General features: G+C 35.5%; 12 protein-coding genes. 8 read left to right on the top strand and 4 right to left on the bottom strand.

The window, feature by feature from the left end:
• Positions 1–41: 41 nt before the first annotated feature.
• Together GSM_RS06265 and GSM_RS06260 are read right to left on the bottom strand one after the other, a co-directional pair.
• Entirely contained in the window at positions 42–728 is a 687-nt protein-coding gene (locus GSM_RS06265; RefSeq protein WP_003691315.1) for a glycerophosphodiester phosphodiesterase, read from the bottom strand.
• Between the two features lie 111 nt (positions 729–839).
• Entirely contained in the window at positions 840–2,279 is a 1,440-nt protein-coding gene (locus GSM_RS06260; RefSeq protein WP_003691317.1) for an MFS transporter, read from the bottom strand.
• Positions 2,280–2,486: 207 nt separating this feature from the next.
• On the opposite strand from GSM_RS06260, the gene GSM_RS06255 reads away from it, so the two are divergent.
• The 3 genes from GSM_RS06255 (at position 2,487) to GSM_RS06245 (ending at position 5,888) form a co-directional block, all read left to right on the top strand.
• Positions 2,487–5,228 carry an HAD-IC family P-type ATPase gene (locus GSM_RS06255; protein ID WP_010077917.1) on the top strand — a complete coding sequence of 914 codons (2,742 nt, stop codon included), beginning with the start codon at positions 2,487–2,489 and terminating at the stop codon, positions 5,226–5,228.
• Positions 5,229–5,402: 174 nt separating this feature from the next.
• Complete coding sequence (locus GSM_RS06250; protein ID WP_010077916.1) at positions 5,403–5,609, top strand: CsbD family protein; 207 nt, start codon at positions 5,403–5,405, stop codon at positions 5,607–5,609.
• A gap of 36 nt (positions 5,610–5,645) precedes the next feature.
• A complete protein-coding gene (locus GSM_RS06245; protein WP_010077915.1) occupies positions 5,646–5,888 on the top strand; it encodes a GlsB/YeaQ/YmgE family stress response membrane protein in 243 nt (80 codons plus the stop codon).
• Positions 5,889–6,319: 431 nt separating this feature from the next.
• Here GSM_RS06245 and GSM_RS06240 read toward each other — a convergent pair whose 3' ends face one another.
• Positions 6,320–6,862 (bottom strand): biotin transporter BioY, encoded by a 543-nt coding sequence (locus GSM_RS06240; RefSeq protein ID WP_010077914.1) that lies wholly within the window; start codon positions 6,860–6,862, stop codon positions 6,320–6,322.
• Positions 6,863–7,027: 165 nt separating this feature from the next.
• Here GSM_RS06240 and bioB point away from each other — a divergent pair, with 165 nt between their 5' ends.
• Positions 7,028–7,990 carry a biotin synthase BioB gene (gene bioB / locus GSM_RS06235; RefSeq protein ID WP_040538244.1) on the top strand — a complete coding sequence of 321 codons (963 nt, stop codon included), beginning with the start codon at positions 7,028–7,030 and terminating at the stop codon, positions 7,988–7,990.
• A 627-nt stretch (positions 7,991–8,617) separates the two neighbouring features.
• On the opposite strand, the gene GSM_RS15050 is transcribed toward bioB, so the two are convergent.
• Positions 8,618–8,779 carry an anion permease gene (locus tag GSM_RS15050; protein WP_235720350.1) on the bottom strand — a complete coding sequence of 54 codons (162 nt, stop codon included), beginning with the start codon at positions 8,777–8,779 and terminating at the stop codon, positions 8,618–8,620.
• Between the two features lie 15 nt (positions 8,780–8,794).
• On the opposite strand from GSM_RS15050, the gene GSM_RS15385 reads away from it, so the two are divergent.
• The 4 genes from GSM_RS15385 (at position 8,795) to GSM_RS06210 (ending at position 12,537) form a co-directional block, all read left to right on the top strand.
• Positions 8,795–8,914: a glycerol-3-phosphate dehydrogenase/oxidase gene (locus GSM_RS15385; RefSeq protein ID WP_235720349.1), complete on the top strand. Its 120-nt coding sequence runs from the start codon at positions 8,795–8,797 to the stop codon at positions 8,912–8,914.
• 172 nt (positions 8,915–9,086) lie between these two features.
• On the top strand, positions 9,087–10,040 hold the full coding sequence (locus tag GSM_RS06220; RefSeq protein WP_010077911.1) for an FAD:protein FMN transferase: 954 nt from the start codon (positions 9,087–9,089) through the stop codon (positions 10,038–10,040).
• A gap of 34 nt (positions 10,041–10,074) precedes the next feature.
• On the top strand, positions 10,075–10,479 hold the full coding sequence (locus GSM_RS06215; RefSeq protein WP_010077910.1) for a flavodoxin family protein: 405 nt from the start codon (positions 10,075–10,077) through the stop codon (positions 10,477–10,479).
• A 204-nt stretch (positions 10,480–10,683) separates the two neighbouring features.
• Positions 10,684–12,537, top strand: a complete 1,854-nt coding sequence (locus tag GSM_RS06210; RefSeq protein WP_010077909.1) for an FAD-dependent oxidoreductase — start codon at positions 10,684–10,686, stop codon at positions 12,535–12,537.
• Positions 12,538–13,030 lie beyond the last annotated feature (493 nt).

Genomic DNA, 13,030 nt, shown 5'->3' with positions numbered 1-13,030 from the left:
TCAAGCTTTAACTTTTGACCCAGCTCCTCTTTGTGTAGGTTTTACAACATCTTTTCTCTGATTTTAAAAGCTTTTTCAAAATTGTCGGTAATAATTCCAGCAACTTGCTGACTAAATAGTTTTTTTATTTTAAATGAATCATTAACTGTCCAAATCCTTTGGAGAATATCATCTTTTTGGTAGTGATGAAGATGCAATCCCGACAAGCCCAATTTTTTAACAAACAACGCTGCTTCAGGTACCTTATGCATGGTCAACCAACAATATAATTGCGAATCGTCAATTTTTTTACATCTTTTCAAAGTATCCAAGTTAAAAGATGAGTAGACAACAGGCTTGTCAAGGTCATAACTCTTAACCATATCAAGAACAATCTTTTCAATTCCGGGATAGTTCATTTTGTCAGTTTTTAATTCGATATTTAATTGGACAGGTGAAGTGCCAACTAGTTCCAGTACTTCTTTTAGAGTCGGGATTGATTCACCATTCTCCAATTTGAGTTCTCGCAATTCCGAGAGCGAAAAAGAACGAATTTCTCCTTTTTCATTAGTAGTTCTATCAACAGTTTCATCATGAAGTACGACAGGTATGTTATCTTTGGTCAAATGAACGTCAAATTCCAATCCATCTATGTGATGCTCAATTGCATAGTGAAAACCTTCGAGTGAATTTTCAGCATATTTTGCAGGAAAACCACGATGACCAAAAATCAATGTTTGTTCTGTCATTCTATACCATCCTTTTAAAATTCAATTAGAAAAAATCATTATCCATTTTCTATTATAAGTCGTTGGAGTAACCAACTGTTATAAATATTGTAATTAATGTGTAAAGAATAATCAGTCAATAATCTTTTTATTTGGATCAAGTAAATTTGTAATGAGAATGACAAGAAAAAGAAGAATGGTGATTCCAAAGACACCGTGTAGAGCTTGCAAAATAATATTTTCAATATTGAGTTGATGCGCAATCACCGTTTTACTTGCAGAACTGATAGTATCGTTAACTTGAGCAAGTGAAACGCCATTAAGATTGTTTTTAATAATAATATTTAGGGTCGCGCCATATACACCGGCCATTACTGTCGGTCCAAGCGATCTGCCTAAAGTGATTATGGCGGTTGCAGATCCAACCTGTTCTGGTCCAACTAAGTGTTGACACAACATGATATTCATACTGATAACGACTCCCATTCCAGCACCGCTAATTGCTGCAATTATATAGAATGACCAGTCAGGAAAGTTTCTACCCGCTCCAATCAATGGTAGATAACTTATGCATTGGATGATAACAACAACTAATATAATTTTTTTAGGTGAGAATCTCTGCAGTAATGGGCCAACAAAAAAGGATGAAAGCAGCCACATAACAGAACTCGAAGTTACAACAAGTCCAGAAATTGTTGCGGGCACATGGTAGAGCGACTGTAGCCAGATAGGAAAGTATATTTCATAACAAATCAAAATCCCACTCAGCAACGTTGCTGTAATAACTTGATTTGAGAATGTTCGATTAACAAACATTGAGATTGGAATTATTGGGTCTTTCGCTTTTATTTCTGCTGAAGAAAAAAGAAGTAAACAAATACCCGAGATGACAAGAATCAGAATTCCCAAAATAACATGAGTGTTTAATAACTGGATACCTATCAGCAACAGCAATAGGGTAAGCGACAGGAAGGTGATTCCAGCTTTATCGATGTTAGTAAGTTGCTGCTTAGTATAAGTTTCATGATAACCGGCTGCAATTATGACAAATACTAGTATTCCCAAAGGAACATTGACAAAAAAGACCCAATGCCAGCTTAATTGGTCTACGAGAAATCCACCTAAGAGTGGGCCAATAAGTGCAGATAAGCCCCATGCGGTGTTTGTGAATGCCATGATTTTTGCACGTTCCTTGAATGAATAAAGATCAGCGATAATGGTGAATGTGAGGGGGATTACGGAACCCGCGCCAATTCCTTGGATACAGCGGGCAATTATTAGAAAGAAGATATTTGGTGCTAATCCACTTAGTAGAGAACCAATAGTAAATAATACAAGACCTAATTGAAATAATGATTTTCTTCCCCAAACATCTGCTAATTTCCCGTAAATAGGAGTAGCAATTGCTGTCATCAGGAGATAAGAACTCATTATCCAGCTCTGAAATGATAAACCATGCAATTGACTGATTATGGATGGGAGAGCAGTAGTAACAATTGTAACTTCTACTGAAGTCATAAAAGTTGCTACGAAAATGGCACATAAAATTAAAATACGGTTATTTTTTTTCAATATTCAAACGTCCTTTTTGTTAGCATCAGTTAATTATTGAATATAACAACCTTTTTTGCAATCTTAAACTCTAGAATTTTATTTTCAGAGGACTATCCCTTATAATTGGTAGTAATTAATCGGAGGTGAGGACTATCAGAAGGGTATTATTAGAACTTCATATACCAGATCGATAAAAATATAACATAGAAGAGGATGATTTTATTAATGCAAGATGAGCAACAAGTACACTTAATTGAACAAGGCGAAGACTCCGGAGACGACGGTGCCCCCAGTCAGAGGCAAGATTGGCAAGCGAGTACAGCGCAGTTGGAAAACAGGTACCAGACAAATGCAACTATTGGATTAAGTGCTAAAGAAGTAAAAAGAAGATTAGAACGATTCGGGAAAAATGAACTAGAGGTCAAGAAGAAGTCTAATTGGGTTCTTTTTTTCAAGCAATTCAATAACAGTATTGTCTATATTTTGGCAGTGACTGCAATTGCTACTTTCCTGCTGCGTCACTACCCAGACTCGATTGTTATAGGTGCAGTTATTGTAGCAAATGCCTTCATAGGATTTTTTCAAGAGGTTTCTGCCGACACTGCTCTGAACAAAATTCAAGGATTATTAGTAGCCGAGAGTTTTGTTATTCGTGATGGACGACGAAAAATGATGGAAGCTAAGGAAATTGTTGTTGGGGACATTATTAGTCTTGAAGCAGGAGATTCTGTTCCAGCTGATATCCGTCTACTGACAGCCGATAACTTAAAAATACAGGAGTCGACGTTGACTGGTGAGACGAACTCTGTTGATAAGATTGAAGAGCCGATTGAATTGGAGAATGTTCCGTTAGCTGAGAGAGCAAACATGGCTTTTGCTGCTACAGCCGTAATAAGTGGTTCTGGCACGGGAGTCGTGGTAGCAACGGGGATGCAGTCGCAAATTGGTAAGATTCAATCCGATGTAATCAAAGTCAAAAATAAGGCAACACCGCTGATGAAAAACCTAGATAAATTGGGGATTACATTATCATTGGCTATCGTAGCAATTGCGGCAATACTATTCTTCTTAGGTATGCATCTTAAAATTTATAGTCTGCCAACGCTAACAGTTGCGATTATTACCCTAGTTGTTGGTTCTATGCCAGAAGGAATGCCTGCGAGTGTTTCAGTTGTCTTGGCAATGGGGACGAGAAAGTTGACTGGGAAGAATGCAATTGTTAAGACTTTACCTGCAGTGGAGACTTTAGGAGCTGTTGATATTGTCAATACTGATAAGACAGGAACTCTTACCAAAAATGAAATGACGGTTACCGATATAATAACTCTCAATGATGAGTACACAATATCTGGTGTCGGTTATGATGCTTCAGGCCAAATTCTTGATACTGAGAATAGAGTTGTTGCCTGGAAAAATGACGATAAGTTGAGTAAGCTTATTAAGATTGCTGGACAGACTTCTGATGCTTCATTCCATTTGGAAGGTGGAGCCTGGATACTTACTGGTGAACCAACTGACGGAGCATTGACCGGACTTTATCATAAAGTCACAGGAGAAGAACCAGACGTATCTGAGATTGATTCACTTCCCTTTGATTCGGAATTTAGATATTCTGCAAGACTTATCCAAGCTGCAAATCAGCGTTATTTAATGGTCAAGGGAGCCCCACAGACCTTATTAAGTAAAATTAAGAAATTTAGTCCTGATTTTGAAGGAGAACAGAAGTGGTTAGAGAAAGTTGTAAAACTTTCTAAGCAGGGGAAACGTGTGGTGGGACTTGGATTGCAAAAGGTCGATGACGCTGAGAAACTTGTAGATCCGGCAAAAATAGGAAAGCAATTTGAATTTGTGGGGATAGTCGGAATAATTGATCCTCCAAGAGAAGAAGCTAGAGATGGCATTAAACAACTTCGATATGCTGGTGTTAAAGTTAAAATGATTACTGGTGATGATCCTAACACAGCTTTAGCTATTGCAAATCAACTTGACATGGGTGAAAACTTAAAGGCTGTTACAGGTCCAGAACTTGATAAGATGTCTGAACAGGACTTGATTGACAATGTTGATAAGTATACGGTTTTTGCACGAACCACTCCAAGTGATAAGTTAAAGATTTTGAAGGCACAGCAGAAAAAAAAGCACGTTGTGTCAATGACAGGTGATGGTGTTAATGATGCTCCTGCACTTAAACAAGCTGATATAGGTGTTGCAATGGGGATTAAGGGTACCGATGTGGCTAGAGGTTCGGCTGACATGATATTGGCAGACGATAATTTTATAACTATTCTTTCAGCAGTTAGAGAAGGACGCTTGGTTTTTGACAATATTCGAAAGACAATCCGGTTTTTACTACCAACAAGTTTTGCGGAAGGATTAATTGTTGTTTTCAGTATCTTGTTAAACCAGATTATGCCGCTATATCCTACACAGTTACTGTGGATCAACATGGTTTCAGCATTAACAATTCAATTTGCCTTCATCTTCGAGCCGGCAGAAAAGGGAATAATGGCTAGGGGGCCTAGGAATATCGGTCGTGGAATTTTGACGAAGTTTGATATTGTTGAAATAATCTACGTATCAATTCTGATCGCAGGTTTAGGCATGATCGCATATAATGGCATGACTGCTCTTGGAATGTCACATATAATGGGCAGTACCATGACTTTGAATATTATTATTTTCGGTAAGATATTCTACTTGTTCAATATGCGAAATGATCATCTTGTTTTTTCAAAATATTTTTTTCAAAATAAAATCTCTTTTTACATTATAGGTATATTGTTGTTATTCCAAGTGGGAATTATTTATTTGCCATTTATGCAGGATATATTTCACACTAGATCGATTAGTTTTGTTTACGGTTGGATAATTCCAAGTATAACAGGACTAATTGTGCTGATAGTCACAGAATTAGTGAAAGTTGTAAGGTTAGTATACTCAAAAAAAGCAAGCAAATCGAAAATATGATAAATTTTTAAGTAGCTTAGGCTGAGTTATCAGGGAAAAGCCTAAAAAATTCCCACATTTTATTTATGAAAGCAAAAAAATTGATTACAATATTAACCTTTGTTACAATTTATGTAAGGTTAAGCGTTACGTGCGGCTTAATACGAAGTGAATTTTCGAAGGGAGCTGAAATGTATGAGTTTGGATGACAAAGTCGATGGAATGAAGGACAAGGTTACCGGTAAAGCAAAAGAAGTTGAAGGAAAAGCAACTGGTGACAAGACTCGTGAAGCACAAGGAAAAGCAGAAGGATTCTTGGGTAAGGCCAAAGAAAAACTTGGTGATGCTAAGGATGCTGTTAAAGATGCTGCCGAGGATTTGAAGTCGAAAATTAACAAATAGTTTTGAGAAACAAAGTTGTACGAAGGGGGAGAGACTATGCATTGGTTATGGGTCTTAATTGTAGGTGCGATTATAGGTGCAATTGCAGGTGCAATTACAAGTAAAGGCAAATCAATGGGATGGATTAGTAATATTGTTGCAGGTTTAGTGGGCTCATCTATTGGTGAGGCAGTACTTGGTTCTTGGGGACCGCAATTAGCTGGAATGGCTATTGTACCATCAATTATTGGAGCAATAGTTCTTGTATGGCTAGTTTCGTTTATTCTATTTAGGCACTAAATTGTATTCTTTCTTTTTGAAAATAAAGAGAACCTTGGTGTAATTTCATCAAGGTTCTTTTTTGGCTATTCATAATAATGGGGGGACTGGGTCATGATTCCTAAATGAAAGAGCTACACCGAAAATTTCATTACCTTTTTCGGTGTAGCTCTTTCGATATAATATTGGCCGAACAGAGAAAAGCAAAAATAGTTAACAGATAATTAAGTTGTTCTCCTGTAATAATTATAAATTTTATACTGCATAATTAACATTTTTTACGACCAGACATGAATCAATTAAAGCTAGGCTTAACTAGATTGTAGTTAACACTTCTTACGATAATCGCACATTCTTTCTCATTCAAAAAGTATTATTTGAGTGCAGATCAAGTCAGTTAATTCTTCCCAAGCAAAAGATGTATTTTATATACATAAGAAGTTAACACTAGACTAGATATTGCTTCTGAAAACTGCATTGTTTCTTAATTTTTCGAATATGAGTACTGCTGCAATCGACTTGATTGTATCTCCAGGAATAAACACAAGAACAGACAACAGAGCTTTCCAAAAAGTCATCCCCGTTGATATAGTTAACCCAATAGCTCCGCAGACATTGATAAAAACAACTCCAATAATCCAAATGATAGCAAAATCGACCAACATTTTCTTATTTGAAAAAAACTCTAAAGACTTGCCCATAATTAAAGGACAGAGTAAATAACTGAGAAGATATCCGCCGGAAGGACCAATGAAGACCGCAATGCCACCGCGACCACCAGGTAGAAAAGGGCATCCTAAGGCAACCAAGACAAGTAGTGAGAAAACTGCTAAAGTTCCCCTCTTAGAGCCTAATAATGCACCTGCAAGCATAACACCTAAGTTTTGTAAAACAATTGGTAATGGAATAAAACCTATAGGAATACCGGGAATCAATCCCAAAATAATCAAAATAGCTGTCATCAAAGCAACTTGAGTTATCGTTCGTACCTTCATAATAAACCTCCTAAGTGTAAATAATTACGAGTTAAACAATATATCTTAGTTAACCATTTTGTCAAATCTAGTTAACGGTTGTTTTTTTTGTTTTATGTGTAATTATTTTATTGTTAACCATTGTGTAAATTATTGTTAACAGAAGGAGCATGAAAATTGAATTACATGACATTAGCTCAAGATATTTTAGCTGGGAGCAGAGAAATCACTGAAGAAGAAGCACTTAACATTCTTCATAGCAAAAAGGACTGGTGGTCAATTTTTGCCGCAGCTGTCTATTTAAAGAATCAAGTGACACAAAACTCGTTAAGATTAAATGTCTTATTAAGTGCAAAACAGGGGATTTGCAATGAGGACTGTGGTTATTGTGCCCAGTCACGGAGAAGCAAAGAAAAAATTGAAAAATACGGCTTGGTGCCAAATGCTGTAATTTTAAAAAAGGCAATTCTGGCCAAGAAGAATCATGCAAGTGTCTTTTGCATTGCACTTAGCGGAACGAAACCATCCAAAAGAGAAGTTAATCAACTGTGTGAAATTATCCCAACTATCAAAAATAGACTTGGTCTTGAGATTTGCCTATCTGCCGGTTTCGTGGATGACAAACAGTTGGCACAGCTTAAAAGCGCTGGAATAGATCGGATAAACCACAATTTAAATACACCAAGAGAAAATTATTGCAAAATTGCAACTACACATAATTATGACGACAGATGTGCAACACTTGAAAGAGTTAATGAGCATCAGATTGATGTTTGTTCTGGTTTTATTTGTGGTATGGGTGAAACAGATGAAGAATTAGTTGAACTAGCTTTCGATTTAAAGAGCAGGAATCCTTTTTCAATACCGGTTAATTTTCTGCTAGCCATTGAAGGCACCCCATTAGAGGGAAAAAATGAATTAACGCCGCTTAAGTGCTTAAAAATAATGGTTATGATGCGCTTCATTTTTCCTAACAAAGAACTTCGTTTAAGTGCTGGACGTGAAAAACATTTTGACTTCTTACAGCCAATGGCTCTCTTATTGGTAAATTCAACGTTTCTGGGTGATTATCTGACAGAAGAAGGAGAGAATAAAAATGTGGATCTAGATTTCTTTAAAAATTTGGCTTTAAATATAGAAAACTACTGATCAGAACATTAAAATGCAGATAGAAAATATGGATCAAATATTCAAAAATTCACATCCACGGAATAAGTTAATGTGGTAGTAGATGAACTTCAATCAATAGATTTTGTCAGACAACGTGTAGTTCGGATGTTGTTGAAAACAAAAAGTGTATTTCCACAAGAGATTTGAAATCTACTAGTGTTACCGTATAGTATATCGCAAGAACGTTTTTCTTTTGGAGTAGCATATCTGAAAGTAATTGAAAAATATATGGAGATACCTTACCTAATTTTAACAACGACAGAATCATTTAGGTATCAATAATAAGACAATGGCTAAGAAAATTAAATATGTCCTCTAAAAATAGCAACAGACACTATAATCAAGGCTCTATAATCATCAAATAATATGGTTAACCAAAAAGTAAGCAATAAGTCTCTGCTTGCTTTTTGGTTAACCATGTTAAATGAACCTAAATTTTTACTTGTGGGAGGTTAGGATGGCTTTGGCATTTTCAAAAGACGATAACCTAGCACATGCAAGATGGGATTATAAATATCATATTATTTTTACATCAAAATATGGACGAAGGGTAATTTATGGAGAATTAAGAAACAATCTAATTTATGTTCAGTTGTTTTCTTGATTTTAATTTTTTATATAAAGGAGTAGGGCAACTATAAAAATAATGCTCATAACTTTTTCAGAGATGGAAAAGCTGCCCATTTGATGTAATTCCTTATCTGCATATTCTTTGGCATTAGGTGTCTTCTTAATTTTAGAAGTGAAACCCTTGATAAAGTTAAACAAGGTGTAATTAACAAAATGGCAAGATACTTCGCTTGGGATCGGGCAGAGGTCGCTGAACAAACTGAGCTGTTAAATAAAGAAATTGCAGAAGCTAAGCTTGTTGATTTAAAGCACACTAGAAGCGTCACTAATTAAGCATTAAATAGATCATAAAAGAGATATCAAATTGTTTTTATTATCTTATTGAAGAGACCATAAAAACTGTAAGGTATTGTGAACTTATTTTCTGTTATACTACACTCAAGATAAGCTTATAATACTTTTATACATAATAGTGTGGCAAAAATTCATATCAGAGGTGTTTAAAATGACCGTAGTGGCTAAAACTTATCATGGATTAGGAACAAAAATCGTTTTAACTGTTTTTACACCTGCGACAATTAAAGATCTTGATAATGCATATACATTGATCAAACACTATGAAGACCTTTTGACAGTTAATCGTGCTGAGTCAGAAATCATGGATATTAACCATGCAGCTGGAAATCACGCGGTTAAGGTCAGCCCGATTAGTTATCAGTTGATAAAACAAGCCGTTGAAATCAGTCAAAAAGATTTGGGATTTGATGTTGCAATAGGGCCCTTGGTAAAACTGTGGCACATTGGATTCTCAGATGCGCATGTTCCGGCGGTTAAGGATATTCAAGCACGTTTAAAATTAATTGACCCGCGACAAATAGAACTTAACGATACGGAAAGATCTGTTTTCCTTTTACATGCGGGCATGGAACTAGATTTAGGAGGAATTGCTAAGGGATATATCGCAGATGCTATAAAACAAATGTGGTTAAACCATGGTGTTAACCAAGGAATTATTAATTTGGGTGGAAATGTTGTATTGCTAGGCCCTGGTCCTCATCAAGATCAGCAATGGAAAGTGGGAATACAAGATCCTTTCGATGTACGAAATAAACCACTGGGTGTGTTAATCACTAAGGCGTGTTCAGTTGTTACTTCTGGAATTTATGAGAGGCTCCTAAATTATAATGGTCAAAAATATCATCATATTTTTGATCCCAAAACTGGGTACCCTGTTAATACAAATCTTGCAAGTGTGACGGTCATCAGTAAAAAATCAATTACAGGTGAAGCTTGGTCTAGTATAGGATTCTATAATGGAATAAATACCCTGAAATTATCTTCAATCGATGATTCACTTGGATTTATCTTTACCACACAACAGCGGCAGGTCTTTGTTACCAAGAATCTACGAGAACAGTTTAAGATTATTAATAATAATTATCATTTCGCGCAAAAATAAATTTTACAAATATTTTAAATCAGGAGGTAAAGTTGTGATTGTCATAAGATATTGTTCTAAAACTGGAAACACTAAAAAAATGGCAGAATTGATTGCTGAAAAATTAGGAGTCAAAGCTGAATCTGTTGCTACACCACTATCAGGACAAGTAGTTGACATCTTGCTTCTTGGGGGAGCAGTTCATATGATGTCACTGGATAAGGAGTTAAAAGAATTTGTAAAAACTCTAGATCCGCAACAGGTTAAAAAAGTCATCATGTTTGGTACTTCTGGTGGTGTAATGTCGATTGAAAAGCAATTGGCAAAAGTATTAGAAAAGAATAAGCTGAACATTGCTGAATCACGTCTATTTTTACACGGATTAGCTCCCAGTATTTGGCATATCACGAAGCGGCAACGAGAAGAACTTGCAAAATTTGTAGAAACCGTAAGACAATAATACAAAACTTTGGTGTAACTTTTTGCACACATTTTATAAATTTTAATGCTCAAATAGTTATATTGTGATAATTATCACAAAAAGAATTGAATAAACCTTATAGGGATGTTAATATATTTCTTGAAAGCGTAATCATAAAAGGGCGAGTACTGTTAATTCTAAGCTTTTGTCAGCGTGTTTTCTAATTTGTAGGAGGAAATGAATATGCCAAAATTGAAATCGGGAACGTATCAAATCGTTGCTAAAGAATATGAAGGAGAGTCAATTCCGCTTAAAGTTGAAATTAAAGATAATAAAATCACTAAAATCATTCCTCAGAGGGAAATGACTCCTGGTGGTTTAGAGGAAGCTGTTTTTACACGTTTGCCTGAACAAATTATTGAAGGCCAAACCCTCGAAATTGATACAATTTCAGGTGCTTCACACTCTCGGCAGGGATTGTTAAATGCCATTGAAAAAGTCATTACACAGGCCGGTGGGAATATTGATAATTTTCACAACTTAAATGCTAACCAATGGACTGCTGAAGCAAATCTCACTTTAAAATCAGATGTTGATATTCGCAAAGAAGAATATGCTTTTTGGCGGGAGGTTCCTCAAAAAATTGTTAAAGAAATTAATACTGATTTTTTGATTATTGGAGCAGGAATTTCTGGATTAGCTGCTGCGGTACAAGCAGGTTCTGACGGGATGAATACATTGGTTATTGAAAAAAATGGGTTTGTTGCTGGAAATGGCGGTGGTGTTGAAGGCATTTTTGGAATTAATACAAAAATGCAAAAAGCCGTTGGAATTTATGCCGACAAGGAACAAATAATTGCTAAAGAAGCAGAAATAGGGCAATATCGTGTTGATGGCTCTTTTTGGGTAGATTTAGTTAATAACTCAGCTGAAAATATTGATTGGTTGGTAAAACAAGGGGTTAAACTGACTAAGGTTGATGATTATCATGGAACTTGTATGTTTCCTACATTCCATTGGTACAAAGACGGTTTTGCTTCTGAAGGATATGTTCCGTTCATGAAGAAACGTGCTGATGAATTAGGGGTTAAATTCTTACTTGAAACTTCTGCTAAAAGTATCATTTTTGAAGATAGTAAAGTTAAAGGGGTATATGCAAAAACGGCAGAAGGTATGGTAAAAATTAATGCTAAAGCAACATTATTAGCTACTGGAGGGGTTGGTCATAACCCTGAATTAATTGAAAAACAAGGGTGGTCAACTCAGAATTTACACTACTGTTTGATGCCAAGCAATACAGGAGATGGTTACCAAATGGCCATGTCTATAGGTGCAAAGGATATGTTAAAAGAATCGCCAGAGTTTATGATGAACTACATTCAAGCTCTTCCTCATGAAGGCGTTCATCTTTACATTGATCCAATTAATGGTTTTATGTCATTGCCATCAGGTGGGCCAGTTGTATGGGTAAATCAAAATGGTAAACGCTTTGTTAACGAAAATGTCAAAAAGTATAATTTGCTTTACCAAAGGATGGCAATTTGTGCAACTAAGGTAACTTATCAAATATTCACTCAAAAAATTTACAATAAAATTACAAAAAATATTCCAAACGCTATGGCTATTTTATCTAAAGCGGTGGAAATTAACGAAGGTAATTCACTCTACAAGAGTGACACTATTGTAGGACTTGCTAGAACAGTTGGATTGCCTGAGAAAGATTTTGTGACAACAATTAAGAAATACAACAAATTTGCACACAATGGGCGAGATGAAGAATTTGCAAAAGATGCTGATATGATTGTTCCAATTGAAGAAGGCCCTTTTTACATTGCACGGCTTGACCCATCAAATTTAATTGGTGTGGGTGGAGTTGGATCAAACCAAAACTTCGAAGTAATTGATGATAATTTCGAGAAAGTTGATGGGCTTTATATTTCTGGAATGGACAGTACAATGCAGTATCGCAATGTATATACTATTACTTTGGGTGGTTCTGCTTGCGCCCACAACGTTAATTCTGGACGCCATGCGTCAATAAATGCTAAGGAATACATTGAAAACATTGATAAAAAATATTTAAAATCAACGTACTAAATGATTTTTAATTATTTAGAAGCAATCCTATAATTTTTACATTATCGCTGAATATTTTTTGTTAGATAAACTTTAAGGTTCTTAGGACGTTAAATTGTGTTTTGCTCTTTTTAAGAAGCTGGTTTATAAGACCCAAATTAAAGAACTACACCAGAAAAAGTAATGATTTTTCCGGTGTAGTTCTTTGGTATAAAAATAAAAAAGTGCTGGTTGCAGCCAACATCTTCAAGAACAATATTCTAATATTATATTGAAGAAGGTCTAGAGTGTATAACAGGCATAACATAAATTAACTTGTACTTAGTATCTAAAATGACTTGGATCAAAAGAAAATTATCCTGTGTGGAGATTAAGCAGATAGCTGAGGATTTATTGGAAACGTCGATATAAAACTTAGTTAGTTATTCTTAATAAGGTTAACACAAGCGATGCCATCTTCTTGATATATATCACCACTGCGAACGTAACCAAGTGTTTCATAAAACGTTAGTCA

Source organism: Liquorilactobacillus mali KCTC 3596 = DSM 20444 (assembly GCF_000260415.1).
In the GTDB taxonomy this organism is placed as follows: Bacteria; Bacillota; Bacilli; order Lactobacillales; family Lactobacillaceae; genus Liquorilactobacillus; species Liquorilactobacillus mali.
Note: the sequence above shows the minus strand (reverse complement) of the source record. Positions and strands in the feature narration are given on the sequence as shown.

Coding starts and splice junctions, on each gene's coding strand:
- GSM_RS06265 (WP_003691315.1), bottom strand. CDS start 728: ATGACAGAACAAACATTGATTTTTGGTCATCGTGGTTTTCCTGCAAAA.
- GSM_RS06255 (WP_010077917.1), top strand. CDS start 2,487: ATGCAAGATGAGCAACAAGTACACTTAATTGAACAAGGCGAAGACTCC.
- GSM_RS06250 (WP_010077916.1), top strand. CDS start 5,403: ATGAGTTTGGATGACAAAGTCGATGGAATGAAGGACAAGGTTACCGGT.
- GSM_RS06245 (WP_010077915.1), top strand. CDS start 5,646: ATGCATTGGTTATGGGTCTTAATTGTAGGTGCGATTATAGGTGCAATT.
- GSM_RS06240 (WP_010077914.1), bottom strand. CDS start 6,862: ATGAAGGTACGAACGATAACTCAAGTTGCTTTGATGACAGCTATTTTG.
- bioB (WP_040538244.1), top strand. CDS start 7,028: ATGACATTAGCTCAAGATATTTTAGCTGGGAGCAGAGAAATCACTGAA.
- GSM_RS15385 (WP_235720349.1), top strand. CDS start 8,795: ATGGCAAGATACTTCGCTTGGGATCGGGCAGAGGTCGCTGAACAAACT.
- GSM_RS06220 (WP_010077911.1), top strand. CDS start 9,087: ATGACCGTAGTGGCTAAAACTTATCATGGATTAGGAACAAAAATCGTT.
- GSM_RS06210 (WP_010077909.1), top strand. CDS start 10,684: ATGCCAAAATTGAAATCGGGAACGTATCAAATCGTTGCTAAAGAATAT.